General features: G+C 65.7%; 23 protein-coding genes and 1 pseudogene. 15 read left to right on the top strand and 9 right to left on the bottom strand.

Annotation, left to right across the window (positions count from 1 at the left end; all coding sequences use genetic code 11):
* The first annotated feature begins 90 nt into the window (after positions 1 to 90).
* Positions 91 to 732 carry a GntR family transcriptional regulator gene (locus ACIBW7_RS16630; RefSeq protein WP_397047114.1) on the top strand — a complete coding sequence of 214 codons (642 nt, stop codon included), beginning with the start codon at positions 91 to 93 and terminating at the stop codon, positions 730 to 732.
* Positions 732 to 1,958, top strand: coding sequence for an MFS transporter (locus ACIBW7_RS16625; protein ID WP_397047113.1), 1,227 nt, complete (start codon positions 732 to 734; stop codon positions 1,956 to 1,958). Before ACIBW7_RS16630 ends, ACIBW7_RS16625 begins: the two co-directional genes overlap by 1 nt.
* Positions 1,959 to 2,001: 43 nt before the next feature.
* On the opposite strand, the gene ACIBW7_RS16620 is transcribed toward ACIBW7_RS16625, so the two are convergent.
* The 4 genes from ACIBW7_RS16620 to ACIBW7_RS16605 form a co-directional block, all read right to left on the bottom strand.
* Positions 2,002 to 2,556 (bottom strand): dihydrofolate reductase family protein, encoded by a 555-nt coding sequence (locus ACIBW7_RS16620; protein ID WP_397047112.1) that lies wholly within the window; start codon positions 2,554 to 2,556, stop codon positions 2,002 to 2,004.
* A gap of 18 nt (positions 2,557 to 2,574) precedes the next feature.
* A complete protein-coding gene (gene cobJ / locus ACIBW7_RS16615) occupies positions 2,575 to 4,227 on the bottom strand; it encodes a precorrin-3B C(17)-methyltransferase (RefSeq protein WP_397047111.1) in 1,653 nt (550 codons plus the stop codon).
* On the bottom strand, positions 4,224 to 4,859 hold the full coding sequence (locus ACIBW7_RS16610) for a precorrin-8X methylmutase (RefSeq protein WP_397047110.1): 636 nt from the start codon (positions 4,857 to 4,859) through the stop codon (positions 4,224 to 4,226). Before ACIBW7_RS16610 ends, cobJ begins: the two co-directional genes overlap by 4 nt.
* A 104-nt stretch (positions 4,860 to 4,963) precedes the next feature.
* Entirely contained in the window at positions 4,964 to 5,401 is a 438-nt protein-coding gene (locus tag ACIBW7_RS16605; RefSeq protein WP_040691444.1) for an Lrp/AsnC family transcriptional regulator, read from the bottom strand.
* A 138-nt stretch (positions 5,402 to 5,539) separates the two neighbouring features.
* On the opposite strand from ACIBW7_RS16605, the gene ddaH reads away from it, so the two are divergent.
* Positions 5,540 to 6,412, top strand: coding sequence for a dimethylargininase (ddaH, locus tag ACIBW7_RS16600; protein ID WP_397047109.1), 873 nt, complete (start codon positions 5,540 to 5,542; stop codon positions 6,410 to 6,412).
* A gap of 16 nt (positions 6,413 to 6,428) precedes the next feature.
* On the opposite strand, the gene ACIBW7_RS16595 is transcribed toward ddaH, so the two are convergent.
* Both ACIBW7_RS16595 and cobG read right to left on the bottom strand, forming a co-directional pair.
* Positions 6,429 to 6,980: a hypothetical protein gene (locus tag ACIBW7_RS16595; RefSeq protein ID WP_397047108.1), complete on the bottom strand. Its 552-nt coding sequence runs from the start codon at positions 6,978 to 6,980 to the stop codon at positions 6,429 to 6,431.
* Positions 6,981 to 7,086: 106 nt separating this feature from the next.
* Positions 7,087 to 8,301 carry a precorrin-3B synthase gene (cobG, locus tag ACIBW7_RS16590; protein WP_397047107.1) on the bottom strand — a complete coding sequence of 405 codons (1,215 nt, stop codon included), beginning with the start codon at positions 8,299 to 8,301 and terminating at the stop codon, positions 7,087 to 7,089.
* 238 nt (positions 8,302 to 8,539) lie between these two features.
* Here cobG and ACIBW7_RS16585 point away from each other — a divergent pair, with 238 nt between their 5' ends.
* From ACIBW7_RS16585 to ACIBW7_RS16575, 3 genes are all read left to right on the top strand, one after another.
* Entirely contained in the window at positions 8,540 to 8,980 is a 441-nt protein-coding gene (locus ACIBW7_RS16585) for a nuclear transport factor 2 family protein (RefSeq protein WP_397047106.1), read from the top strand.
* A gap of 176 nt (positions 8,981 to 9,156) precedes the next feature.
* The gene (gene cobN, locus ACIBW7_RS16580; protein ID WP_397047105.1) at positions 9,157 to 12,771 is read left to right on the top strand and encodes a cobaltochelatase subunit CobN; all 3,615 of its coding nucleotides are present in this window, start codon (positions 9,157 to 9,159) and stop codon (positions 12,769 to 12,771) included.
* Between the two features lie 172 nt (positions 12,772 to 12,943).
* On the top strand, positions 12,944 to 13,474 hold the full coding sequence (locus ACIBW7_RS16575; protein ID WP_397047104.1) for a hypothetical protein: 531 nt from the start codon (positions 12,944 to 12,946) through the stop codon (positions 13,472 to 13,474).
* Positions 13,475 to 13,587: 113 nt separating this feature from the next.
* On the opposite strand, the gene ACIBW7_RS16570 is transcribed toward ACIBW7_RS16575, so the two are convergent.
* The 3 genes from ACIBW7_RS16570 to ACIBW7_RS16560 all read right to left on the bottom strand — a co-directional run bounded on the left by ACIBW7_RS16570 (position 13,588) and on the right by ACIBW7_RS16560 (position 17,447).
* Positions 13,588 to 14,562 carry a helix-turn-helix transcriptional regulator gene (locus ACIBW7_RS16570; protein ID WP_397047103.1) on the bottom strand — a complete coding sequence of 325 codons (975 nt, stop codon included), beginning with the start codon at positions 14,560 to 14,562 and terminating at the stop codon, positions 13,588 to 13,590.
* Between the two features lie 865 nt (positions 14,563 to 15,427).
* Positions 15,428 to 16,321 carry a hypothetical protein gene (locus ACIBW7_RS16565; RefSeq protein ID WP_397047102.1) on the bottom strand — a complete coding sequence of 298 codons (894 nt, stop codon included), beginning with the start codon at positions 16,319 to 16,321 and terminating at the stop codon, positions 15,428 to 15,430.
* A 127-nt stretch (positions 16,322 to 16,448) separates the two neighbouring features.
* The gene (locus tag ACIBW7_RS16560) at positions 16,449 to 17,447 is read right to left on the bottom strand and encodes a YeiH family protein (RefSeq protein ID WP_397047101.1); all 999 of its coding nucleotides are present in this window, start codon (positions 17,445 to 17,447) and stop codon (positions 16,449 to 16,451) included.
* A gap of 147 nt (positions 17,448 to 17,594) precedes the next feature.
* Here ACIBW7_RS16560 and ACIBW7_RS16555 point away from each other — a divergent pair, with 147 nt between their 5' ends.
* The 9 genes and pseudogenes from ACIBW7_RS16555 to ACIBW7_RS16515 all read left to right on the top strand — a co-directional run.
* Positions 17,595 to 18,524, top strand: coding sequence for a LysR family transcriptional regulator (locus ACIBW7_RS16555; protein ID WP_397047100.1), 930 nt, complete (start codon positions 17,595 to 17,597; stop codon positions 18,522 to 18,524).
* Between the two features lie 122 nt (positions 18,525 to 18,646).
* Positions 18,647 to 19,465 (top strand): GntR family transcriptional regulator, encoded by an 819-nt coding sequence (locus tag ACIBW7_RS16550; protein WP_397047099.1) that lies wholly within the window; start codon positions 18,647 to 18,649, stop codon positions 19,463 to 19,465.
* Positions 19,466 to 19,477: 12 nt separating this feature from the next.
* Positions 19,478 to 22,143, top strand: a pseudogene (locus ACIBW7_RS16545) (fumarate reductase/succinate dehydrogenase flavoprotein subunit).
* Positions 22,143 to 22,370, top strand: a complete 228-nt coding sequence (locus ACIBW7_RS16540; RefSeq protein ID WP_327098653.1) for a ferredoxin family protein — start codon at positions 22,143 to 22,145, stop codon at positions 22,368 to 22,370. Before ACIBW7_RS16545 ends, ACIBW7_RS16540 begins: the two are co-directional and overlap by 1 nt.
* A gap of 22 nt (positions 22,371 to 22,392) precedes the next feature.
* The gene (locus ACIBW7_RS16535) at positions 22,393 to 23,823 is read left to right on the top strand and encodes an ABC transporter substrate-binding protein (RefSeq protein ID WP_397047098.1); all 1,431 of its coding nucleotides are present in this window, start codon (positions 22,393 to 22,395) and stop codon (positions 23,821 to 23,823) included.
* Positions 23,824 to 23,852: 29 nt separating this feature from the next.
* Positions 23,853 to 24,728 (top strand): ABC transporter permease, encoded by an 876-nt coding sequence (locus ACIBW7_RS16530; protein WP_397047097.1) that lies wholly within the window; start codon positions 23,853 to 23,855, stop codon positions 24,726 to 24,728.
* Complete coding sequence (locus ACIBW7_RS16525; RefSeq protein ID WP_397047096.1) at positions 24,725 to 25,501, top strand: ABC transporter ATP-binding protein; 777 nt, start codon at positions 24,725 to 24,727, stop codon at positions 25,499 to 25,501. The genes ACIBW7_RS16530 and ACIBW7_RS16525 overlap by 4 nt, the downstream gene beginning before the upstream one ends.
* On the top strand, positions 25,498 to 25,833 hold the full coding sequence (gene fdxA, locus ACIBW7_RS16520) for a ferredoxin (protein ID WP_397047095.1): 336 nt from the start codon (positions 25,498 to 25,500) through the stop codon (positions 25,831 to 25,833). Before ACIBW7_RS16525 ends, fdxA begins: the two co-directional genes overlap by 4 nt.
* A partial coding sequence (locus ACIBW7_RS16515) for an FAD/NAD(P)-binding protein (RefSeq protein ID WP_397048122.1) occupies positions 25,830 to 25,948 on the top strand: 119 nt, incomplete at its 3' end. The genes fdxA and ACIBW7_RS16515, both read left to right, overlap by 4 nt.

Genomic DNA, 25,948 nt, shown 5'->3' with positions numbered 1-25,948 from the left:
TTTCGCTCTCAACGTTCCATAGTGGAATGTTATACGACTCTCGCCCGCGGCCACTGTCGGGCTCCAGGACGTGTCGCTAAGATTCAACTTGTGTCTAAGACGTATACATCAGCCGAACTCGCCTATCGTGAGGTCAAGGAACGCATCCTGACCGGCGCGTTGCCAGGTGGCGAGCTGATCAGCGAGGGCGAGATCGCTACCGACCTCGGTATGTCGCGGACCCCGGTGCGGGAGGCATTCCTGCGGCTCGAGGTGGAGGGGTGGATGCGGCTGTACCCCAAGCGCGGCGCGCTGGTGGTGCCGATTCCGCCCGCCGAGGGCGAACACGTCGTCCATGCCCGCTATGTCGTGGAGACCGGAGCCGTGCGCGCGGTGGTCGCTCAGGAGCGGTCCGCGCTGATCGCCGAACTTCATGCCTCGCTGAACCGGCAGCGCGAACTGGCCGCTGCCGCGGACTTCGAGCGATTCGCGGTGGCGGACACCGACTTTCACCGCACCTATGTGGTCGCTGCGGGCAATCCGCTGCTCACCGGGTTCTACGACTCGCTGCGGGAGCGGCAGCGTCGCATGAACAGCGCTGCCCTGCACCGGGGTTCGACCGATACCGCCCGCATCATCGAGCAGCACGCGCAACTGGTCCGTCTGATCGAAATCGGCGACTCGGCCGGATTCGCCACCGCGCTCGTGGACCACATGTCCGGCGTGCACCAGTTGGAAATGAGGGGCCTGTAATGGCAACGCTGCTCGCCGTCGACACCCGGTCGGCGCGACCACGGCAGCATTCGCGGCACTGGTGGGGTGTCGCGGCCGTGATGTTCGCGATCGCCTGGGGCGGAAACGAATTCACGCCGCTGCTGGTGATGTACAAGGGCAACGGGCTGCCGGTCACCACGGTGGACCTGTTGCTGTTCGACTATGTGCTCGGCATCGTGCCCGCATTGCTGATCGGCGGACCGCTCTCGGACCGCTACGGCCGTCGCGCGCTGCTGCGACCGGCGCCGTTGATCGGCGCAGCCGGTTCGCTGCTGCTTGCCTTCGGGTCGGCATCGGTGCCGTTGTTATCGGCAGGACGGGTGCTGTGCGGGGTCGCGCTCGGGCTGGCGATGGCGGTGGGAAGCAGTTGGCTGAAGGAACTTTCGCAGCCGCCGTTCGGACCGGAGCTGACCGCGGGGACCGGGGCGCGCCGCTCGGCGATGAGCCTGACCGGTGGGTTCGCCGTCGGCGCCGGTGTGGCGGGTGCGCTCGCGCAGTGGGCTCCGCTGCCGAATACATTGGCGTATCTCATCAATGTGATGCTGTGTCTGATCGCGGCGATGTGGGTGGCTCGGGCGCCGGAAACGTTGTCGTCGCAGCGGAATTCGGGGCGGTTTATCGATGATCTCAGGGTTCCGGCGGCCGCGCATCGCAGGTTCCGGTGTGTTGCGCTGCCGATCGCGCTGTGGTTGTTCACCTCTGCCGCAACGGCTTATGCGGTGCTGCCCACCCTGATGGCGCCGAAGGTGCACGGTGCACCGATCGCGTTCTCGGCGTCGATCACGGTGATCACGCTGGGCTGTGGTTTCGCGATCCAGTCGCTGGCGCGCAGGATCGATCGACCGGGTACCGCTCGCGCTGCTGTTGTCGCCCTGGCTCTGGTCGTGTGCGGAATGGCCTCGGCCGCATGGGCTTCCGGCGCATTGGCCTTGGCGCTCACTGTCATCACGGCCGTGGTGCTGGGTGCCGGATACGGGATCGGGCTGGTCGCCGGACTACAGGAGATCGAGCGTATTGCTCGTCCCGACGATCTCGCGGGACTGACTGCGGTGTTCTACTCGGTGAGCTACCTCGGCTTCGGTATCCCGGCGCTGCTGGCATTCCTGCACCAGTCTTTCGGCCTGGGATATCCGCAAATGTTCGCGGCCGCCGCTGTGGGGGCGGCCGGATGCTCGGCGCTCATCGTTGGGAATTACCGCGCCTGAAAGCCGTCGGGGATGCCGATCGGCATCCCCGACGAGGCTGCGGTCAGGCGCTCTTCGGCCGGTAGTGCAACTCGGTCACCCCGCATTCGAATCCGGTGGCGGTGACGAGGTCGAGCCGGGTGGTGCCACGGAAGACCGGCAGGCCCGCGCCGATCGCGGTCGGGTTGACGAACAGGTGCAGGTCGTCGATGAGGCCCGCGGCGATCAGATTCGCGACGAGAGTGCCGCCGCCGTAGACGATGATGTCACTCCCTGGCTGGGCCTTGAGGTTGTTGATGGTCTCGGCGAGGTCGCCGCCCGCGACGACGGTGTTCTCCCAGGGCGATTCGGCCAGGCTGTTGGAGATCACGACCTTGGGCGTGTTGTTCATCTTGTCGATGGCCGCCTGGGGCTCGTGTTCCGGCTTCGAGGCCCAGTGCGGAATGAAGCCTTCGGCGAGTTTGCGGCCGAGCACGATGGTGCCGAATTCGGCGGTAATGGCGGTGACGCGGGCGGCGAGGTCATCGGACCACTGGAATGTCATCCAGTCCATCTCACCGTTCGGGCCGGACATGTAGCCGTCGATGGTGGTCTGCATCTGCAGTTTGAGCTTGCGCATCGGGTTGCCTTTCCAAAATCAACGCTGGTAGCGGCGCGAAGTGTAGACCTTGGTGCCCTGCTCGGACTCGATTACCGCCGTAGTGGAGGCACCGATGATCAGCAGCGTGCGCATATCGACCTCGGCCGGATCCAGCTCGGCGAGGGTGACCACCCGGACGGATTCGGTGGGCCCGCCGACATCGCGACCGAGCACCACCGGGGTATCTGGCTTGCGATGCTCGAGCAGTACGTCACGCATCGCCGACACCTGCCAGGTGCGCTGACTGGACGCGGGGTTGTAGATCGCGATCGCCATATCGGCCGCGGCGACCGCCGAAAGTCGTTGCGCGACAACCTCCCACGGTTTGAGTCGATCCGAGAGCGAAATCATCGCGTAGTCGTGGCCGAGCGGGGCGCCGACCCGGCTGGCGACCGCATTGGCCGCCGTGAGCCCGGGCAGCACGCGCACCGGCACGCCTTGCCACTGCGGATCAGCGGACTCCTCGAGTACCGCAGCCGCCATCGCGAAAACCCCGGGATCGCCCGAGGACACGACCACTACCTTGGCCCCGTGTTTCGCGAGATCCAATGCCATGGTGGCACGTTCGGATTCCACCCGGTTATCGCTGGCATGCCTGCGCTGCCCGGGACGCGACGGCACCCGATTGATGTAGGTCGTGTAGCCGACCAGATCGGTGGCCTCGGCGAGTGCATGTTCGACTTCGGGTGTGGTCCAGTCGGGTGCGCCCGGCCCGAGCCCGACCACCACGACTTCACCGATGGTGCCGTTGAAATGGCTCGAGGTCGCCTCGACTCGAGAGCTGTCGAAAGGAACTGTCTGCGCAGTGCGGGATTCGCCGCCCGCAGCCTCGGGTGAGACAGCCGTGGTCCGGGAGAGCTCGGTAGCGCCATGTGCGCCGATCGTCTGTGACTGCCCCTGCCCCGAATTCGTAAGGGGCAGTGAGGTTGTCGGCTGCGGGCCGGGAACGAGGGTGATGGCGAAGTACGGTACATCCGCATCGTCGACGTCGTCGGCGGCGAGTACGCGTTGGCGGGTGCTGCTCGCGCGTTCGATGTAGTAGGCGTCGGCGAGGCGGCCGGAGTCCGAGAGGGCTTGGCGCACACCGGGATACGTGCGGCCGAGTTTCATGATGGCGGCGGCGTCGGTATCGCGGAGGCGGCGGGTGAGCTCGTCGGTGGGCATGGTGCCGGGCAGGACGGTCAGTACCTGCTCACCCTCGACGAGCGGGGTGCCGAGGGCAGCCGAGGCCGCGCTCACGGAGGTGATGCCGGGGATGATCTCGGCCTCGAACCGGTCGGCCAACCGGCGGTGCATATGCATATACGAGCTGTAGAACAGCGGATCGCCCGCGGCGAGCAGCGCGACGGACCGGCCGGCCGCCAGATGGGTTGCCAGGCGTTCGGCGGCCTGTTCGTAGAACTCGTCGATGGCGCCCTGATAGCTGCCGGGGTGGTCGGTCGTCTCGGTGGTCACCGGGTAGATCAGGTGTTCCTCGAGTTGGCCCGCGCGCATATACGGCGCGGCGATGCCACGCGAGATGCTGCGACCGTGGCGCGCGCTGTGGAAGGCGATGACATCGGCCTCGGCGATCACCCGCGCCGCCTTCACCGTCACCAGCTCCGGATCACCGGGGCCGAGTCCGACGCCCCACAACTTGCCGTTGCTCATTCCTGCTCGCTCGCAATCGCATTCAGTGCCGACGCGGTAATGGCGCTGCCACCGCGCCGCCCACGCACCGTCAGATATTCGACCCCGCTGTATTCGATCAGCGCGTCCTTGGATTCGGCAGCGCCGATGAAGCCGACCGGAATGCCGAGGATGGCGGCGGGCCGCGGCGCACCCGCTTCGATCATGTCGAGCAGATGGAACAGCGCGGTCGGAGCGTTGCCGATGGCGACCACCGCGCCGTCGAGACGATCGCGCCACAACTCCAGCGCCGCAGCCGACCGCGTATTGCCCATCGCCGCAGCCAGTTCCGGCACCCGTGGATCGGCGAGGGTGCAGATCACCTCATTGTCGGCGGGCAACCGCTTGCGCGTCACGCCGGACGCAACCATCTGCGCATCGCAGAGAATAGGTGCCCCCGCCCGCAGCGCGCCTCGCGCCGCCGCAACCACACCGGGTGAAAACGCCACGTCCCCGGCCAGATCCACCTGCCCGCAACCATGGATCATCCGCACCACAACCTGCGCCACATCTGGCGGAAACTCACTCAGATCCGCCTCCGCCCGAATCATCGCGAACGACCGCCGATAAATCTCGGCTCCATCAGTGACGTAACCAGCACGAACATCGGACATGCGCACCACCATATGAGCCCTGCCTCCCCACGCCCGCCGCGGGTCGAGAATGCGGTGGTGGCGGCAAACTCAGCGGCCGCCCGCATGAATGCGTTCTCGGCGGATCACGTTCTGGGGCGTTCGAGGATTCGGGACATGACTATGGAGCTGCGGGTGCGGCCTACTCGGGTGTTTTCGCGGATGCGCTCTACGGTGGACTCGATTTCGGCCATGTCGGTTGCCATGACGTGGACCAGAGCGTCGGCTTCTCCTGCGATGGTCCAGACTCCGACTACCTGGGGGATCGGTTCGAGGCTGCGGCGGAGTTCGGCGGGGGTGATGTTGTCGCGGTAGTAGACCTCGACGTAGGCCTCGGTGGTCCAGCCGAGTGCGGCGGGGTTGACGAGTGCGGTGAAGCCGGTGATCTGGCGGCTGGCGACCATCTTGTCGACGCGGCGCTTGACCGCAGGTGCGGACAGTCCGACCTTCGCGCCGATCTCCTGGAACGAAGCGCGCGCCGATTTGAGCAGATGCGCCAGAATCTGCCGGTCGATGTCGTCCACGCCACACTCATTCCCGATCAGCGCAATGATTCGCCGAATTCGGTCGATCATGCGCAATGAATCATTGTTTCTGACGCAATACTAGGCGAATTACCTTCGTGGCAGTGGAATGAACCGCGCCTACCTCCGGGAGACACGTTGACCTCTGTAGCCACCCTCCGTATCGAGCCCGCGCGGCAGCCATCCCCACGTCAGTTCGTGATGTGCCGTCCGGATCACTTCGACGTCTGCTACTCGATCAATCCGTGGATGAATCCGCGCGAACCCGTCGATCGGGCGCTGGCGCTATCGCAATGGGAGACGCTGCGCGCGACATTCGAGCACTACGGCCATCGCATCGATGTGGTGCCGGGGGAGCCCGGTCTGCCCGATATGGTTTTCGCCGCGAACAGTGGGCTGATCATGGGTGATCGGGCGATGTCGGCGCGGTTCACCCATGCCGAGCGGGCCGATGAAGGTCCGGCGTATCACCGATGGTTCGCGCAGTTGGGCTTGACGCAGTTGATCGCGGCGCAGGAAATCAATGAGGGCGAGGGCGATTTCCTGCTGGTCGGTGAGCGCATGCTGGCTGCGACCGGATTCCGGAGTTCGATTGCCGCGCACCGTGAGGTCGAGCGGTATTTCGATCTGCCGGTGGTTTCGCTCGAACTGGTCGATCCGCGTTTCTATCACCTGGATACGGCGCTGATGGCCCTCGATGACACGAACGTCGCGTATTTCGCGCCCGCCTTCAGTGCGGCGAGTCAGGCGATACTTGCCGGGCTCTATCCGAACGCCATCCTCGCCACCGATGCCGATGCGGTGGTTCTGGGGCTGAACGGTGTCTCCGATGGGCTGAATGTCTTCATCAGCAGTCGCGCCGACAACCTGGCTTCGGAGCTGCGTGCGCAGGGGTACAACCCGGTGGGCGTCGATCTGTCGGAGTTGTTGAAGGCCGGTGGTGGCGTGAAGTGCTGCACCTTGGAGATTCACGAGGATCCGCGGAGTGCACCGACCGCGGTTGCTTCGTAAGGCGCGAGCACCGCTGTCAGAACGGGAGTTCGGTGCGCCAACCGCTGACGCCCGGTTCGGCCAACGGATGGACTTCGGCAACGAATTTGAACAGCAGGAGCGCGCCGCTGATCTGTAGCAGGGCGAGGGGGATTTCGGCGACGCAGGCGACGGCGATGGAGAACCAGACGTCGCGAGCGTTTGCGGTCGTGATGTCGAACCAGGCGTCCACGAGCAGCAGCAGGCCGGTGCCGAATGCGGGCAGCACGAGCAGTTGTTTGCGCTGCCAGCCCAGATAGGCGGTCGTCGCCATCATGATGACCAGCAGTATGTCGAACCCGACCCAGGCCAGCGTCCAATTACGGGCCTGATAATCGGGCGGCAGCGACACCGCGAGATACACGATCCACGGAATCAACGCGATCGACCCGCCCACCATCAGCGTCAACCGCACCCGCCGATGAATCCGCACCACCTCCGGCCGCGGCAACACCCGCTCCGGCGGTAACTGCAACCGCCGAATCAATTCCCGCCGCTCCTGCGCCGACATCGCATCGATCTCCGCGTCACCGAGCCGCCCGACCGTCATCGGAACACTCCTCCCACGAGTCAACCGCTGCCTTCACCGTGCCACGCGCCGCACCCGAGAACCAGATCATCGGGTTCCCTCGTTGTGGTTGTTTGCCCGGCGGATGTCAGCCGATGCGGTAACCGAGTTCGGTGGCGACGATATCGGTGACCTGGCCGCGGGGTCGGCCGCAGCGGCGGTCGCAGCCGGACCAGTGTTGGCGGCCGGCGACTGTGACGTCCTCGGAGTTGCGGATTTCGGTGGTCGGGTCGGGTTCTGCTGTGTGGCCGCCGGCATCGCTCTCTGCGGCGGACCGGTTGGTGGGGAGTACGCGACCGGATTCGACGGCGGCCGTGGCGTCTGCGCGGACGTCGGTGAGCGCCTTTGCGCAGCCGGGTTGGCCTGCGCAGGCGCTGACCTGGAGCCAGGGGGAGTTGGCGTCGAAGATCAGGCCCATGGGGGCTAGTACGCGGACGACCTGTTCGGCGGGCCATTCCGCGAGATCGGTGATTACCAGGCTGCGCCAGGGGGTGATGAAGATGGGGCGTTCGATGGCGGCCATGAATTCGGCGATGCGGGCGGGCAGGGAGCCGAGGCGAACGGCCGCCCCGAGGCTGACCAGGCCGTTGTCCTGGTCGAGCCAGCCGATCGGAATGTCATGGGCGGCACCGAATTCCAGGCGTTCGGGGCCGGGGGACAGGCCGAGGACATCGATCACTCGCCGCACACCGTCATCGACTTCGTGCAGCCGCCATTGGCCCGAGCCGAGATCGAGGAAGGCGTGCGCGGCGGCGAGCATCACGTGGACCGCGTCGGCCGCCGATACTCGGATGCCGGAGTCACCACCGGCCAGGACGAGCGCGAATTCTGCTGTGCCCGTTGCGTGTACGCCGATATCGCCACCGAGGCCGCTGATATCGCCGCGACCGTCGTCGAGGGTGAACAGCACGCGGCCGGGCAGTTCGGCCAACCGCGGTGCGGCGCGCAAACCTGTGTCGAGCGCCGGAACCAGCGCATGTACATCCGCGCAGCCACCGATCCGACCCGACAGCGGCGAGGAGACAATATTGCGCACCCGCTCATGCGTATCGCTCGGCAACAGCCCGGCACCCGCCAACCGCTCGCTCAGCGCGGCCGCATCACGCACCTGCCGCAACTGCACGTTGCCCCGCGAGGTCAGCTCGATATTCCCATCGCCGAGTTGGGCGGCCGCCTCGGCCAGCACCTGCAACTGGCCCGGCTCCAGCCGCCCACCGGGCAGCCGAATCCGAGCCAACGGCCCATCGGCCGCCTGATGCAGCCGCAGCACACCGGGGCAGGAATCGGGATTCGTACGCGTCATGACCCAACCAGCCTACGACTGCATCGCTGCGCAACCCGCGAGAGCATGACCACGATGTCGTCGATGGGCCGACGGGCAAGGGCGGGAGCGACGCGTGACCGCCCAGCCGCGAATCCGAGTGTGCGCAATTGCTCTCGCTCGCCGGAAAGCCATGACGGCATCGCGCAGGCCGGACGCAGCCGGACAATAGCGACCGACCAGTCGGCGTCGATCCCGGCCCGCCATTAAGGTTGGCGGAATGAGTGAAATCTCCACTGTTGCCGACCGACTCGCAATCATCGACGTTGTCACCAGGATGTTCGTCTACACCGATCAGAAGCGCTGGGATGACCTTCTCGCGGAGGTATTCACGCCGAAGGTCGACTTCGATGGTGGCTTCGGCGGCGAGGTGGCGGTGCGGCCCGCGGCCGATATCGTCGGCGATTGGCGCACGGGCCTCGCCGACCTCGACGGCATCCATCACCAGGCGGGCAACTACCTGGTCGCCCTGCAGGGTGACCACGCCGAAATTCACGCCGACGCAATCGCGGTGCACGTGAAGAACGATGCGTCCCATGGCAAGACGCGCACCTTTGTCGGCAGCTACAGCATCGGCGCCGAACGCACCGCCGCGGGCTGGCGTGTCGACAAATTCCACTACCACCTGAAGGTGATCGACGGAAACACCGACCTGACCTGAGCACGGGCACTCACCTGTCGGCGAGCGGTGCGAGGCGGCGGGCTAGCATCTGGGTGCTCGGCGGGCGATGAGGAAACCGGTGGAACTCCGGTGCGGTCGCGCCACTGTCGAAAGCCAGACCCTCTCCGGCGAGCACCGTAACCGATGGGCGCGTCACCCGAGGAAGGCTGCCACCTGTGATTTTGCTGCTGTCGACGTCCGACACCGATCTGTTGAGCGCGCGTGCGAGCGGTGCGGAATATCGCTGGGGGAATCCGGCTCGGCTGTTGGTCGACGACCTGCCCGCGCTGCTCGACGGCGTCGATCTGGTGATCGTGCGGATCCTCGGCGGCAAGCGCGCCTGGGAGGACGGGCTCGCGGCCGTGCGCGCGAGTGGGCTGCCGATGGTGGCGCTCGGCGGTGAGATCGCACCCGACGCCGAGCTGATGGAATGCTCGACGGTGCCCGGTGGCGTGGCCGCCGACGCGCACAACTACCTTGCCGCCGGCGGTGCGGAAAATCTCCGTCAGCTGCACAACTTCCTGTCGGATACGGTGCTGCTCACCGGCCACGGCTTCGAACCGCCGGTGCATCTGCCGAGTTGGGGTGAGTTGGATCGCACGCCGGGCACTGATCCGGGCGCAACCGCCGAGCACTCGCCGACAGTGGCCGTAATCTATTACCGCGCACAGCATCTCGCCGGAAACACCGCCTACATCGATGCCCTCTGCACGGCAATCGAAAACGCGGGTGCGAAGGCCCTGCCGCTGTACTGCGCATCCCTGCGCACCGCCGAGCCGGAACTCCTCGACACCTTGCGCACCGCAGACGCACTGGTGGTAACCGTGCTCGCGGCGGGCGGCACCAAGCCCGCCAACGCATCGGCCGGTGGCGACGACGAGGCCTGGGATGTCGCCGCCCTCGCCGAGCTCGATGTGCCCATCCTGCAGGGCCTGTGTCTCACCAGCGGCCGAGCCCAATGGGCGGCCAACGACGACGGGCTCTCCCCGCTGGACGTCGCCACCCAGGTGGCCGTCCCGGAATTCGACGGCCGCATCATCACGGTTCCGTTCTCCTTCAAGGAATTCGACGCCGACGGACTGTCCGCCTACGTGCCGGATCCCGAACGCGCGGCCCGGGTCGCCGGTATCGCGGTCCGGCACGCACGGCTGCGCCACATCCCGGCCGAACGGCGACGCATCGCCATCATGATGTCGGCCTACCCGACCAAGCATGCGCGCATCGGCAACGCCGTCGGCCTGGACACGCCGGCCAGCGCGATCCGGCTCCTCACCGAGATGCGCGCGGCCGGTTACGATCTCGGCGACGAGAGCGAGGTGCCAGGGCTCGCGGAACGCGACGGAGACGCGCTGATCCACGCGCTGATCGCTGCGGGCGGTCAGGATCCGGACTGGCTCACCGCCGAACAGCTCGAAGGCAACCCGATCCGCATCAGCGCCGACCAGTACACCAGTTGGTTCGACACCCTGCCCGAGGATCTGCGCGAAGCCGTGGTCGAGGCGTGGGGACCACCGCCCGGCGGACTCTACGTCGACCGCTCCGCCGATCCCAAGGGCGAAATCGTCATCGCCGCATTGCGTTTCGGCAATATCGTATTGATGGTGCAGCCGCCGCGCGGCTTCGGCGAGAACCCGGTCGCGATCTACCACGACCCGGACCTGCCGCCTAGTCATCACTATCTCGCCGCGTATCGATGGATCGCCGCGCCGGAAGGTTTCGCCGCCGACGCCATGGTGCACCTCGGCAAGCACGGCAATCTGGAATGGCTGCCCGGCAAGACCCTCGGCATGTCCGCCTCCTGCGGCACCGACGCCGCGCTCGGTGAGCTGCCGCTGATCTACCCGTTCCTGGTCAACGACCCGGGCGAGGGCACTCAGGCCAAGCGCCGTGCCCACGCCACCCTCGTAGACCACCTCATCCCGCCCATGGCCCGCGCCGAAAGCTATGGCGATATCTCGCGTTTGGAGCAGCTGCTCGACGAACACGCCAATATCTCCACCCTCGATCCGGCCAAACTGCCCGCGATCCGCCAGCAGATATGGACGCTCATGCGCGCGGCCAAAATGGACCATGACCTCGGCCTTGCCGAGCGCCCGGACGAGGATGTCTTCGACGATATGCTGCTGCACGTCGACGGCTGGCTGTGCGAGATCAAGGATGTGCAGATCCGTGACGGTCTGCACGTCCTCGGGCAGGCGCCGGCGGGGGAGACCGAACTCGACCTGGTCCTCGCCATGCTGCGCGCGCGGCAGCTGTGGGGTGGCGAACGGAATGTGCCGGGTCTGCGGGAAGCCTTGGGGCTGAACGAATCCGGTACCGAGGTGCGCGAACGCGTCGACGAGGTCGAGGCTCGAGCGCGTCGGCTGCTCGCCGCACTGCAAGCTGCCGAGTGGTCCGTCGACGCCGTCGACCGAATTGTCGACTCACTGGACTTACCCGCCCCGACGTTTGCCGCGGTGCGAACCGTGCTGCGCTTCGCTGCGACCGAGGTCGTGCCCCGCCTGCGCCAGACCGGCATCGAAATCGACCGAATCCTGCACGCGCTCAACGGCGGTTTCATCCCTGCGGGGCCCAGTGGATCCCCATTGCGCGGCCTGATCAATGTCCTGCCGACCGGTCGGAACTTCTACTCGGTCGACCCGAAGGCGGTTCCGTCCCGACTGGCCTGGGAGACCGGGCAGGCCATGGCGGATTCCCTGCTCGATCGATACAAGGCCGATCACGGTGAGTACCCGCGCTCGGTCGGGCTGTCGGTGTGGGGCACCTCCGCCATGCGCACCTCCGGCGACGACATCGCGGAAGTCCTTGCGCTGCTGGGCGTCCGCCCGGTCTGGGACGAGGCGAGCCGCCGGGTCACCACCTTGGAGGTGATACCGCTCGCGGAACTGGGCCGTCCACGCATCGACGTCACGGTCCGTATCAGCGGCTTCTTCCGTGATGCGTTCCCGCATGTGCTCGCGCTGCTCGATGATGCGGTCCGTCTGGTAGCCGACCTCGACGAACCCGCCGAGTCGAATTACGTTCGCACCCACGCTCAGAACGACCTCGCCGAACACGGCGACAAGCGCCGCGCCACCACGCGCATCTTCGGCTCCAAACCGGGCACCTACGGCGCAGGCCTGCTGCAGCTGATCGACTCGAAGAGTTGGCGCACCGACGACGACCTCGCGCAGGTGTACACCGCATGGGGCGGCTTCGCCTATGGCCGCGACCTCGACGGCGCACCCGCAGCCGACGATATGCGCACCGCGTACCGGCGGATCACGGTGGCCGCCAAGAACACCGACACCCGCGAACACGATATCGCCGACTCCGACGACTACTTCCAGTACCACGGCGGCATGGTCGCCACCGTGCGCGCGCTGACCGGCAAGAATCCCGAGGCCTACATCGGCGACAGCACCCGCCCCGACGCTGTGCGCACCCGCACGCTCTCGGAGGAGACCTCGCGCGTCTTCCGTGCCCGAGTGGTGAATCCGCGCTGGCTCGAGGCGATGCGCCGCCACGGCTACAAGGGTGCATTCGAAATGGCGGCCACCGTCGACTACCTGTTCGGCTACGACGCCACCACCAATGTCGTGGCCGACTGGATGTACGAAAAGCTCGCGGAGAGTTACGTTTTCGATGACGTGAACCGCAAGTTCATGGAACAGTCCAACCCGTGGGCGCTGCACGGCATTGCCGAGCGTCTGCTGGAGGCGGCGCAACGGGAGTTGTGGGAGCATCCGGAGCAGGCAACACTGGACCGATTGCGCCAGATCTACCTGGAGACCGAGGGCGAACTGGAATAGCCGGAAAAGCAATACCCCAGTTCCTTGGGTATTTCCAATTATTTGATCTTGCAACGTAATTCGATTTCATGATTTTCGCGACGCCGAGTGTGTTGAGGGCGCATGATGATTGATGTCCGATGTCCGTTTCTCGGGAACATCGATCGAATCGGCTGGATGATTGGAAATCATAATGAAGATCAAAAAGTTGGTAGCGACAACAGTTTTGACCGTTGCCGCGACAGGCATCACCGCGGCCACCGCCTACGGCTCACCCGAAGTATCGTCGGAAACAGTTCTCAACGGCGTGGATCACGGCGTCCGATACACCGCGGCGGTGGCGACGGACCGCTCCGATGCCACCATCACGCTGACCTCGGGTAAGTTCGTCCTGACGCCCGATGCGGGCATCACGGTGCTCGCACCCGACGGGGCCGTGGTCGCCACCGTACCAACCGCACTGCAGACGGTGGCGGGCCAGCAGGTGCAGGTCACGCCCGAAGTCGATGCCACGGCAACGACATTGACGCTGACGCCGGTCAACGCGCCGGCACCGCAATCGGCCCCGCTGCAGTTCATCGGTGATGCGGGCACCACGGTCGCGGGTGTGTTGATCGGATGCGCCGTCGGCGCGCTGATCGGGCTGCTGTTCTTTGTCGTCGGATTCCTGCCCGGATGTGTCATCGGCGGAATCATCGGCGGTATCGCAGGCGCCAATCAGTAATGAGGTAATTCGAGCTGTTTGCGTAAGTCTCGAACGGGTACTCCCGGCCGGGCATTCCGTGGAATTCGCCCGACCGGGGTTGCCGCTCACCGAAATTCAGGACACATCGCATTTCAATTCTCGCCCGCCGCTTTCAGAAACCGTTCGGCAGTTGCTCGGAGGTGCTCGCCGAGCTCCGGTGCGTCCAGGACTTCGAAATCTACATCGAGCAGTCCGAGATACAACGTCAACGAATGTGGCGTGTCCGAACCGACCTGGATCACACAGTAGTTCGGACCATCGGATTCGATAGTCACAGCGGCGGGCAACCGCATCCGCACGGCGTTAGCCGGAGCCGCAACCCGCACTCTTGCCCGGTAGCGCCACGTCGCGGCGCCGACGCCGCGCTGGATCCGTTCGGCCACTTCGGTTTCTGGAACGCTGCGCGGGGTGAAGCGCGCACCGTTCGGTGTCCGCGGCGTCATCCGGTCGACCCGGAACGTGCGCCAGTCCGAGCGCCCGACATCCCACGCCACCAGATACCAGCGGCCGTTCCAATGCGCGAGCCGATGCGGTTCCACCTCGCGCCGTTGCGGCGGTCGTTGTTCGATTGCGTCCGAATGGGTTTCGTAATCGAACCGCAGCCGCTCGCTCGCCCGGATCGCCGCCGCGACGGCGGTGAGCACTCCGGCGTCCACATTCGACTGACCCGGATGCGGCACATGCACGGTGGCGGCGGTCAGGGCACGCACCCGATGCCGCAGGCGCGACGGCAGCACCTGCTCCAACTTGGCCAGCGCCCGCACCGAAGTCTCCTCGATCCCGGTCACCGCCCCATTCGCGGCCGTCGCCAACCCCACGGCCACCGCCACGGCCTCCTCATCATCCAAAAGTAATGGCGGCAGCGAAGATCCGGCCCCCAGCCGATACCCTCCCGCAACACCCGGCGTCGCATCCACCGGATACCCGAGCCTGCGCAATCGCTCGATATCCGTACGAATGGTCCGCGTCGAAACCCCGAGCCGCTCGGCCAAGGCCGGCCCGGACCAATCCCGATGCATCTGCAGCAGCGACAACAATCGCAGTAACCGCGCCGAAGTCTCCAACATCGGTCGATCATCTCAGCAATTGCGGAAGGAAATCTTCCGAACATCCTGTTCACCGGCATACGCGCCGGCGGGGTTGCCTCGTCGATCCGACCCTGTCCGCGCGCTCGGCAATCTGCTGCAGGGCCGTAGGATTCGCGACCAGGCCGACCGGTCTCGACTTGTCCGCTCCACCGGCACTGGTTGCGGCATACCAGACTCAGCGGCGCGGTTTATCGAAACGCAAGCTCGGAACGAAACCAGTTTCGCTCCGAGCTTGCTCCTTGCGCGCCCGACCGCTTCTTATTCGGCCGCTACGGCCGACCACCCGTAATGCGTCGCGGATCCACCTGGAGCCACGGTCGCGGTGGGTTCACCGCTGCAATCGTTGGATGCGTACACCAGGAAATTTCGCTTACTGCGGTTCTCGAAGCGGATGTCACGCGCGAAACCGCTAGCCCAGCACGAGTCCAGGTCGCTCAACTCCAGTTGGCCGTCGATGATCACCACTTCCCGGCCGTCCCCAACCCCGGCTGAGCCGGTGGGGAAGGCTGAGACAGTGGGAGCTGCGACGGACACTGCAGTGATGACGAGAGCGCCTGCGACAGAGCACATTCCAGTTTTCACCAGTTGATGCTACAAGTAACCGACTCCCGATCCGCCAACGCCTCACCTGCCGCCGGATCCCCGATTGTCGGAAGCACGGTCACCTCGGCGACACCCGGAGTGGCGGATGTCCGGCATTGTTGACGCCTGGAGGTACCCAGGGGAGTGGTCGGAGTCCTTCTGCCACTTTGCCTCTGGCGTGTACTGGATGCCAGCTAGGTCGGCGCTCAACAAGTCGGCGTCCCACCGAACGAGATCACATGCCCGCTAGCAGCCATGGTGCTCAAGATGGACTGTCGGACGGCTCCGCGTCGTGTCTAACAGCTCGTAGCAGGCGATGCCGTCGTTCGTTCGCCTCTTCATCGGAAATCGACTGAACGTGAATACGTCTTGCGATATCAGGTGATACATCCAAGATCGCATCGAGCGAGCGGCGCGCAGCTGCGGCCTCTGCCGAGGTTCGGATTATCTCCAGCAGAGCGTCGTTCTGGTGGATAGACGCTTCCGCTTCCAAAGCCGCGATCCGGGCCGCTCGCTCCGCCTTGATTGTGGTTGCCCGCACGATGACATCGAGAATCGCCGGTACGTTGCGTAGTGCGACCCACCCCGCGCGTGCCGCAGCGGCCATCAATCCACCTGTTGTGACAGCCGGAACCGTAACTTGAACGACCTCTTGCCACGGGTTCACCGTCACACTGCTGGAGATCGACAACGATGCTTCGATCCGGGCGGGAAGCCGCCCCGCGAGACCGGAGACGACCGTGGCCAATGCATCGGCATCTTGAGTCTTCAGGATTTCCCGGACCAAGCCGCCGACTGCACTGTGATCCTCGGCGGCCTCGTTGATGATCTGCCTCAGCTTTTCCGCGGTCTCCGAGTCCGGATCTGGGCGTCGCTCAGGAAGTTTCGATACCTCGAAGTCGACGAGCGCGAGCAGTAGCGCCCGGACCGCATGTTGTGTCTCTGACACTTCTCGCAGATCTGGAAACTCGCCGAAGTCGACTTCTATCAGCAGCGCATGCCCCACGTCCGACCCGACAGCCCGCACCACCAGGTTCACGCCTGGATCGACGTATGCGACATCGCGTGGCCACGACAGAGTGACAGGCATGTCGACCGGATTTCCCGCAGGAGAGTTCCCGGGGACGTCGACTTGGCTCGGCTCCCGATCAGTCATCGATGCATCTTAAATGCCCGCCCTGATGGGCGACGAAGTCTCGAATCCCTGCCGGACCCGGGGACCGTATCGACCGCACTGGCGCATTCCGTTCCGCGACCGGTTGATTCGGAAATTGTGGCGAATATCAGCGCCAGCCGGTAGCGGTCTGAAGTGCCAGGCTGGTCAGGGCCAGGATGAGGGCGAGGGCTCCGCCGAAAAGGAGCGGGCGCGCTCCGGCGATGCGGATCTGCTGCCAGGTAAGGGCAGTTCCGATGGCGGCCAGTACGGCGGCGATGAGCCAGGCGCTGAGGTGTCCGAGCGGTGCCGACCAGGAAGCGGGCAACGCACCGAGCCCGGCAATCAGGGATGCGATCAGGAACAAGGCGACGAACAGCGGGAAGGTCCGCCACAGTGGGGTTTTCCTGGTCTCGCCCGCCTTTCTGCGAGCCAGCTGTAGACCGAGGCACATCGGAACGATCATCAGACTGCGGACGAGTTTGACGATCACCGCGAAATGCGCTGCCGCAGGGCCGAATATCACGCCCGCCGCGAGCACCGAGGAGGTGTCGTTGATGGCGGTACCGGCCCAGAGTCCGAATGCCTCCTGGGATAGACCGAGCAGGTGTCCCAGTGGTGGATACACCAGTACGGCAACGACATTGAAGACGAAAATCGTGCCGAGGGCGTAGGCGACCCGGTCCTTGTCCGGCTTGATGACCGCGGTGGCCGCCGCGATGGCGGAAGCACCGCAGATCGTCGTCCCGACCGCGACCAGGATCGCCGATTCCTGTTCCAGCGCAAGCATTCTGCCGATGATGACCGCGGCCACCGCGCCGACGACGATGGTTCCGATCAGCACCAGCGCCGTCTGCCGTCCGACTGTCAGCACCGAGCCGAAGGGCAGCCCGAGACCGAGCAACACGATTGCGGCGCCGAGCAGGCGTTTGCGGGTGAGTTCCAGGCCGGGCGCGAATATCCCTGCCTCCTCGACCGATCGGCGCGCGAGCACGCCGATCGTCGCGCCACCGAGTAGTGCGATGACTGGCGCGCCCGCCATCGGAAGCGCGTTGCCCAGGATGGTCGCCGCGGTGGCGACAACGGCCGCGAGCAGGATCCCGGGAAGATTTCGGCGTATCGACGTCACGTTTTCACGATCGTGAGCGGGCTGCTCGGCCGGTAGCCGCCGGGGCGGGTGAACCTCATAAGCGGCGCTGATGAGCGGCCGGATGTGCTGGCGGCCCCGAATCTCTCCGGGTGCCGCATGCGGCCGGCCCGCCCATAATCGGTCCTCATGACCCTGCCGCCCGGTACGCCCGATCTGGACGTACTCGATCTGCTGGTTTCCGTCGCGGAACTCGGCAGCCTCGGCGCGGCCGCACGCCGGCACGGCATTACCCAACCCGCCGCGAGTATGCGGATCAGCGCGCTCGAGCGCAGGCTGCGGTTGTGTCTGCTGGAGCGCGGCCCGACCGGTTCGGAACTGACCGATGCGGGGCGGGTCGTGGTCGGACATGCGCTGCCGGTGCTCGAGGCCGCGCGTTCTTTCGTCGATGGTGTGACCGCATTGCATGCCGCCGACGTGTCCCGGCTGCGTGTCGCCGCGTCGAAAACCATTGCCGACCATCGGATGCCGCAGTGGCTCGACGCCTTACGGGCTACCTGCCCGGATGTGGCGGTCTCCCTCGCGGTGGACAACACCCGGCAGGTGGAGGCGATGGTCCGTAGCGCCGAGGCCGATCTGGGGTTTGTCGAGGGTCCGCACCAACCGCGTGACCTCGGCAGCCGGGTGCTCGGCGCGGATGAATTAGCGGTGGTCGTCGGTCCGACGCATCCGTGGGCGACCCGTCGCAAACCGGTCGCCTTACGGGAACTCGCGACAACTGCCTTGCTGTGGCGTGAATCGGGATCGGGCACCAGGGAAGCCGTCTGGGAAATCCTGAGCGCCGAATGCCAGCCAGCGCTTCCCGCTGCCGAACTCGGTTCCGCGGTGGCGATCATCGCCGCCGCGTGCAGCGGTGTGGCGCCCGCGGTGGTGAGCAAACTGATCGCCGCATCGGCCCTGGCGGCTGGCGCCCTCATCGAGGTGCGTTTGTCGACCCCGGTGGCCTTGACCAGAAAGTTTCGGGCCATCTGGCGCCACCAACTGCCGCCGTCGGGCCCCGCCGAGATTCTGGTGAAATATGCGGCCGAGCTCGAAGCGCATCGCGCAGCCAACTGGTGATACTTCCATCGTTGCAGGCATTTGCCCAGGTAGCGGCCCTGCGCCGGTGCCGATAACTGGCGTAACCATTCGGTAATTGCGCGAAACGTCGCACGTAACGAACCGTTCGCAGCATTTGCCGCATGACAGGAAGAACGCATTCGGGAAATCCGGCAAGGGCGGGTGCCCCGGATCCGAGCACCGGAAGGCGCTCGGCGCCGGCTCGCCGGATCCGTGACATCCTTCGGGCACGTATCCGCAGTGGTATCTACGGCAATGCGCCGCTGCCGTCGGAGGCGCAATTGGCCGCCGACTTCGATACCAGCCGCAATATCGTGCGTGATGCGCTCGCATTGCTGCGCGACGAGGGGCTGGTCGACCGGGTTCCCGGTGCGGGCACCTTCGTCGTATCCGATAAGGCGGTTCAGGGTCTGGACCGGCTGCGCGGTCTGGCCGAGACCTTCGAGACCGGCACGGATCGGGTCGTCAATCGAGTGCTGCTGGCCGAGGTTGTCCCCGCGACACCCATCGTGGCCGAGCGGCTCGAGCTCGAACCGGCGACACCGGTGGTCGCGCTGGAGCGGATCCGCTACCTCGACGGCACACCGCTGTCGTTGGATGCCAGCTATCTCACCGCCGATGTCGGCGCGCCGCTGCTGGCGATGGATCTGACCGGCTCCGACGTATTCGGTCTGGTGGAGGCCGAACTCGGCCTACCGCTGGGTTCGGCGGCGGTGTCGATCGAGGCGGTAGCCGCGGATCCGACGGTCGCCGGTCTCCTCGAGGTCCGTGCGGGTTCGCCGCTGCTGTTCTTGGAACGGCTCACCTACACCGACTCCGGTCGGCCCATCGACCTGGAGTACGTCCGCTATCGCGGGGACCGGTTCTCGCTGTCGGGCCGACTGCATCGCATACCGGTCACGCCGAATCGCGGTGTGGCCGAACCGAACGAAAGGGGCTGATCTCCGATGCCAATGGATATCCCACCGGTTGCGCAGCGCAGGGAGCTGAGCTGCGATGTACTCGTCGTCGGCGGTGGCACCGCGGGAACGATGGCCGCGCTCACCGCGGCCGAGCACGGCGCGAATGTCCTGCTGCTGGAGAAGGCGCATGTGCGGCATTCCGGCGCGCTCGCCATGGGTATGGACGGGGTGAACAACGCCGTCGTTCCCGGCAAGGCGAGCCCCGAGGACTACGTCGCCGATATCACGGTGGCCAATGACGGAATTGTCAACCAGCGCACCGTCTATCAGACCGCGACGCGCGGCTTCGACATGGTGCGGCGGCTGGAGAGCTACGGGGTCAAGTTCGAGAAGGACGAGCACGGCGAATACGCGGTGCGCAAGGTGCACCGGTCCGGCAGTTATGTGCTGCCGATGCCGGAGGGGCGAGATGTGAAGAAGGTGCTCTATCGCACACTGCGCGCCCGCGATGTCCGAGCCAAAGTGACGATCAACAACCGGGTCATGCCGGTGCGGGTGCTGACCGTCGGTGGACGGGCGGTCGGCGCGGTCGGATTCGATACGCGCACCGGTGAATTCGTGACGATCTCGGCGGGCGCGGTCATCCTGGCCACCGGGGCGTGCGGACGGCTCGGACTGCCCGCCAGCGGCTATCTGTACGGCACCTACGAAAATCCGACGAACGCCGGTGACGGCTATGCGATGGCCTATCACGCGGGCGCAGAACTGTCGGGCATCGAATGTTTCCAGATCAACCCGCTGATCAAGGATTACAACGGTCCGGCCTGCGCCTATGTCGCCAATCCGTTCGGCGGCTACCAGGTCAACGCCGAGGGCAACCGGTTCGTCGACTGCGACTACTGGTCCGGGCAGATGATGGCGGAGGTCAAGCGGGAACTCGACAGCGCCCGAGGGCCGATCTATCTGAAGCTCAGCCATCTGCCGGATGCGACGATCGAGCAGATCGAGGGGATCCTGCACACCACCGAGCGGCCGACCCGCGGCACCTTCCACGCCGGACGCGGGACCGACTATCGGACGCGGGATATCGAAATGCACATCTCCGAAATCGGCTTGTGCAGTGGGCATTCCGCATCCGGGGTCTGGGTCGACGAATATGCAGCGACCACCGTGCCAGGACTGTACGCGGCAGGCGATATGGCGCTGGTCCCGCACAACTACATGATCGGCGCGTTCGTCTACGGCGATATCGCCGGTCGCAGTGCGAGTGAATACGCCGGCGGCGCGGCACATCCCGAACTGCCCGAGGATCAGATCTCGGCGGCGCACGCACTGATCTATCGGCCGCTGACCAACCCGGACGGTCCGCCGCAGCAGCAGGTGGAATACAAACTGCGCCGCTTCGTGAACGACTATCTGCAACCACCGAAAACGCAGCGCTACCTGACGCTCGGGCTGGAGGCATTCGAGCGGATGCACGCCGATATCGAAGGGATGGGCGCGCACACCCCGCACGAGCTGATGCGCTGTGCGGAGGTGACATTCATCCGGGATTGCGCCGAGATGGCCGCGCGTGCGTCACTGCGGCGCACCGAGAGCCGCTGGGGGCTCTACCATCAGCGCTCCGATCGGCCGGAGCGCGATGATGCCGAATGGTTCTGTCACCTCAATTTGTTCCGAGGCGAATCAGGGGCGATGGAGTTCACCACACGGCCGGTCGCCCCCTACATCGTGCCGGTACCCGGATTCGTCCGGCCCGACGGCGTGCCCGATGCGGCAGCACCGGAGCTGGTCGGCGCATGGGGTGCCCGATGAGTGCCCGCCTGCTCCAGTTGATGGATCTGGCCGATGAATGTCCCGAGCTCACCGAACTTCGACCATTTCTGGTCGACCCGGATCCGGAGGTCCGCCGCACGGCGCTGTCGGTGCTCAGCGAGACCACCGAGGAGTGGGCGGCGGCCACACCGATGATCGCGGCAGGTCTGGCCGATGTCGATGTCAGCGTGCGGCACGCCGCCATCGGTCTGCTCACCGAACTGCTCGAGGTGCTGGTTCCCGGCGCGGAATTCGATGCGACACTGCGAAGTTGCGTATCGGCGGCCGAACCCGCCGTACGCTCCGCGGCGATCGGCGCACTGTGGCGACACCGCCGGGTCGACGCTGCCGAACTGTTCGGCTTGCTCGCCGATCCGAATGCCGAGGTGCGTCGCACGGTGGTCAGCGGGCTCACCTCGGTGGACGCACTGGCCGAACTCGACGCAGCGGCCGCCGACCCCGATCCGCTCGTGCGTATCGCGGTCGCCAAAGGCATTGCCGCGGTGGGCGATCCACGGGGATCGAGGACACTCATCGGACTGGCCGCTGACCCCGATCCGCTCGTGCGGGCCGCCGCACTGTCCGGGCTGGCCGAAACCGGATGCAGTGCGCAGGCGGCAGCGGTCGCCGCCACCGCGATCATCGATCCGGCCTGGCAGGTCCGCCAGGGGGCGGCGAACGCACTGGCGGTTGCCGACGCCGATTACGCCGCACCCCACCTGATTTCGGCGGTCGCCGACGACAACCTCGATGTCCGCAAAGCGGCCGTGCGTGCACTCGCCGAAAGGATCGCCGAACGTCCCGAGGTCACCGCCGCCCTGCAATCCGCACTGGAGGACCCGGACGCCGATGTCCGCGCCTTCGCTCGCATCGGCATCGCCAACTCTCGGAAGGAAATCTGATGGCCCTGGTCAACTCCCGAATCGACGTTCCGGTCACCGTCGACGAACAGAAATGCATCGACGGCTGCACCCTGTGCGTCGATATGTGCCCACTGGATTCGCTCGCGATCCACCCGGACTCCGGCAAGGCCTATATGCACGTCGACGAGTGCTGGTACTGCGGCCCGTGCGCGGCCCGCTGCCCGGTCGGCGCCGTGACCGTCAACATCCCCTACTTGCTGCGCTGATCACGGGCGAAGGAACACCACGATGAGGACACCACGCACGACCATTCGGCGCAGGCTCGCGCTGCTGCTCGGCATCGCGACCGCGGCCACCGTAGTCGCCGGCTGCGGCTCCGGCGGCGACGGCAAAACGATCACGGTGAATATCGGCTATCAGTCCAAGACCATCAATACCGTCACCGCGGGCACGCTGCTGCGCGATCGCGGCACGTTCGAGGCCGAGCTGGCCGAACTCGGCAAGTCGAAGGGTGTGACGTACAAGGTCGAATGGAAGGACTTCGCCGCCGGGCCACCGCTGACCGCGCAGATGCTGGCGGGCCAGGTCGATATCGGTTCGATGGGCGATGCCCCGATCCTGGTCAACGGGTCGAAGACGCGCGATCACGCCGACGTGAAGTCCGAACTGATCGCGGTCACCGGCTACAACCTGCGTGGATCACTGAATCAGGTGGTGGTTCCGTTGGATTCACCCGCGGCGACCCTGGCGGATCTGCGCGGCAAGGTCGTTTCGACCAGCGTCGGCTCCGCCGCACACGGCATGCTCGCCACCGGCCTGTCCGGCATCGGACTCACCCTGGGGGATGTGAAACTGCTCGGCCAGGACCCGGCCGTCGGGGCCTCGGCACTGCAGGGCGATCAGGTGTCGGCGCTGGCACAGTTCGTACCGTGGCCACAGAAGCTCGTCTTCGACGGCAAGGCCAGACTGCTCTATGACGGTGGTAGCGCGAACATTCCGACCTTTCACGCGGTCGTGGCGAATAAGCGATTCGATGAGGCGAACCCGGACATCGTCGCGGCATTCCTCGCCGCGCAACGCGAGACCACCGATTATCTGAACCAGAATCCGCTGGCCGCGGCGAAGCGGGTCGCCGAGATCACCGGAATACCGGCGGAAGTCGTGTATTTGTACAACGGCCCCAATGGCCTGGTGAGTTTCGATCCGACCATCAAGCCCCAGCAAGTCGATGCGCTCGGCAAATTGCTGCCCTTCCTGAAGGGGCTCGGCGCGCTGGCCGATCTGGATCTCGGCGAGTTCGTCAACGACAAATACGTTCGGGCGCTGTACGGATCCGACTACGAGACCCAGCGCGCCTCGACCAGCCCACCGAGCAGATCGACCGGTACCGACTCGGTCTGTGGGGGCGCTGTCGACAACGCGGTAACCGCTTCTGAGGTGTGGTTCAAAGACGAGGACACCACCTCGGTGGCCAAGACCCCGACCTGCATGCTTCGCCTGATCGCCCAGCACGGCGGCGCGGCCCGTGTCGGCTATGTCCCGGATACCGCGTCCGGCATGCGGATCTTCGCGGCCACCGCCACGTGGGTGAGTGATCCCGCCGCCGCACCCGACGAGCGGCTGAAACCGTTCGCGGTCAAGGCCGACGCCCAGGCCTATGCGGGCGGCCATCCGGGCGCCGCCGTACTCGACTACGCAGCGGCGTTGCTGGCCCGCTAGATATCCGACACGAGATCAGGAGGTTCGATATGACGATATCCGCCGAACCGGTTGCCGCAATCCCGGCAACGTCTGCCGAAACGGAGGCGACCACCCATCGATCGACCGGACGGCCCGTCCGGATAGTGCTGCCGAGCCGACTGCGCACGGCACTGCTCACCGCGGTACCGCTGGGCGGGCTCGTTTTGCTGTGGTACCTGCTCACCGCGAACCAGGTGGTGTTCTGGCTGCGTTTCGACAAGATCCCCACGCCCGCGGAGGTTCTGGACTCGTTCCGAACTCAACTGGGCACCCATTCCTACTACAGCAATATCGTCTCCAGCATCCGCCGAATTCTGATCGGCTTCGGACTGGCGACGGTGGGCGGTGTGCTCATCGGTATGGCGATCGGTCGCTCACACCTGGTCAGCGCGCTGGTGCGACCGATACTGGAGGTATTCCGGCCGATCCCGGCAATCGCGTTGGTGCCCTTGGCTATTCTGCTGTTCCCGACGGGGGAGCAGGGCATCGTCTTCATCACCTTCTTCGCGGCATTCTTCCCGGTGGCGGTCAGCACCATCCATGCCATGCACGCCCTGCCGAAGGTGTGGGAAGAAGCCGCCCGCACACTCGGCGCGCGACGGTGGGAGATCCTGTTCCAGATCGCCTTGCCCGGTGCGCTGCCCGGCATCTTCTCCGGGCTTTCGGTGGCGATGGGCGTCGCATGGATCTGCGTGATCAGTGCCGAAATGATTTCCGGACAGTTCGGTATCGGTTATTTCACCTGGCAGTCCTACGGCCTGCTCGACTATCCGGGTGTCGTGGTCGGAATGCTGTCGATCGGAGTGCTTGGCTGGGCCACGGCCTGGCTCGTCGAAGTGGTCGGTCGGCGGGTCAACCGTTGGTTGCCGAGGGCAGTGCGATGAGCGCGGGAGCGGCCGTGCGGATGCGCCAGCTGCGCATCGCATACGGTGAAAGCCTCGCTGCCGAAGTAGATCTCGATGTCGACCCGGGCGAGATCGTGGTGCTGCTCGGTCCGTCGGGATGCGGTAAATCGACCATCCTGCGCGCCATGGCCGGATTGCTGACACCGGTCGGCGGCACCGCCGAAGTGGACGGCGGTGCGGTCGGCACCGGTGCACAATGCGCGATGGTTTTTCAGGAAGATGCGCTGTTGCCCTGGCGCACCGCTCGTAAGAATGTGGAATTCGCGTTGCGGCTGCGTGGGGTGCCGCGCGGTCGGCGTCGACCAGAGGCGTTGGAATTGTTGAATCAGGTGGGGCTCAACGACTTCGGTGACCATCTGCCGGGCGCCCTGTCCGGTGGTATGCGCCAGCGCGTGCAGCTGGCCCGCACCCTGGCCGCGCAACCGCGCGTACTGCTCATGGATGAACCGTTCGGTGCGTTGGATGCGCAGACCCGTGCCGATATGCAACGGTTGCTGATCTCGGTGTGGCAGCGGCACAAAACGACTGTCCTGTTCGTCACCCACGACGTCGACGAGGCATTGCTGCTCGCGGATCGGATCGTCCTGCTGACCACACGTCCCGCCCGGATCCAGCGCATCATCACGATCGACAATCCCCGCGCGCCCGGCGCTCGATTCGAACCCGAATTCGCCCGGCGCCGCTACGAAATCCTGGCCGCACTCGGCGAAGGCGCCGAACTCGCGACCGCATCGGCCGAGGAGAAATCATGACCTTCGTAATCGGCGCCGCCTGCGTCGACGTCATGGATCGGGCCTGTGTGGAGGAGTGCCCGGTCGACTGCATCTACATCGGCGCTCGGATGGCCTACATCCATCCGACCGAATGTGTGGATTGCGGTGCCTGCGAACCGGTATGCCCGGTCGAGGCTATCTACCTCGATGTCGATATCCCCGCCGGGCAAGAACAGTTCGTGGCCGAGAACGAGCGATTTTTCACCGAACCGCTGCCAGGGCGCGATATCGCACTCGGATCGCCGGGCAGTGCGGCGAAATTGGGTGCGGTCGAGGTGGATACGGCATTCGTAGAGGCATATCAGCCATGAGTGTGCCGAAATACGCAATGCGCATCGCGATCGTGGGCGCGGGACCGGCCGGTATCTACGCCGCCGACGCGTTGATGAAGTCCGATGCCGAGGTGAGCATCGATCTGTACGAGCG

It is taken from the genome of Nocardia sp. NPDC049526, assembly GCF_044465765.1.
Classification (GTDB): Bacteria; Actinomycetota; Actinomycetes; order Mycobacteriales; family Mycobacteriaceae; genus Nocardia.
The sequence above is the reverse complement of the archived record's forward strand: the minus strand, read 5'-3'. Positions and strand labels throughout refer to the sequence as shown.

Coding starts and splice junctions, on each gene's coding strand:
- ACIBW7_RS16625 (WP_397047113.1), top strand. CDS start 732: ATGGCAACGCTGCTCGCCGTCGACACCCGGTCGGCGCGACCACGGCAG.
- ACIBW7_RS16620 (WP_397047112.1), bottom strand. CDS start 2,556: ATGCGCAAGCTCAAACTGCAGATGCAGACCACCATCGACGGCTACATG.
- cobJ (WP_397047111.1), bottom strand. CDS start 4,227: ATGAGCAACGGCAAGTTGTGGGGCGTCGGACTCGGCCCCGGTGATCCG.
- ACIBW7_RS16610 (WP_397047110.1), bottom strand. CDS start 4,859: ATGTCCGATGTTCGTGCTGGTTACGTCACTGATGGAGCCGAGATTTAT.
- ACIBW7_RS16595 (WP_397047108.1), bottom strand. CDS start 6,980: ATGACGGTCGGGCGGCTCGGTGACGCGGAGATCGATGCGATGTCGGCG.
- cobG (WP_397047107.1), bottom strand. CDS start 8,301: ATGACGCGTACGAATCCCGATTCCTGCCCCGGTGTGCTGCGGCTGCAT.
- ACIBW7_RS16585 (WP_397047106.1), top strand. CDS start 8,540: ATGAGTGAAATCTCCACTGTTGCCGACCGACTCGCAATCATCGACGTT.
- ACIBW7_RS16575 (WP_397047104.1), top strand. CDS start 12,944: ATGAAGATCAAAAAGTTGGTAGCGACAACAGTTTTGACCGTTGCCGCG.
- ACIBW7_RS16570 (WP_397047103.1), bottom strand. CDS start 14,562: ATGTTGGAGACTTCGGCGCGGTTACTGCGATTGTTGTCGCTGCTGCAG.
- ACIBW7_RS16565 (WP_397047102.1), bottom strand. CDS start 16,321: ATGACTGATCGGGAGCCGAGCCAAGTCGACGTCCCCGGGAACTCTCCT.
- ACIBW7_RS16555 (WP_397047100.1), top strand. CDS start 17,595: ATGACCCTGCCGCCCGGTACGCCCGATCTGGACGTACTCGATCTGCTG.
- ACIBW7_RS16550 (WP_397047099.1), top strand. CDS start 18,647: ATGACAGGAAGAACGCATTCGGGAAATCCGGCAAGGGCGGGTGCCCCG.
- ACIBW7_RS16540 (WP_327098653.1), top strand. CDS start 22,143: ATGGCCCTGGTCAACTCCCGAATCGACGTTCCGGTCACCGTCGACGAA.
- ACIBW7_RS16535 (WP_397047098.1), top strand. CDS start 22,393: ATGAGGACACCACGCACGACCATTCGGCGCAGGCTCGCGCTGCTGCTC.
- ACIBW7_RS16530 (WP_397047097.1), top strand. CDS start 23,853: ATGACGATATCCGCCGAACCGGTTGCCGCAATCCCGGCAACGTCTGCC.
- ACIBW7_RS16525 (WP_397047096.1), top strand. CDS start 24,725: ATGAGCGCGGGAGCGGCCGTGCGGATGCGCCAGCTGCGCATCGCATAC.
- fdxA (WP_397047095.1), top strand. CDS start 25,498: ATGACCTTCGTAATCGGCGCCGCCTGCGTCGACGTCATGGATCGGGCC.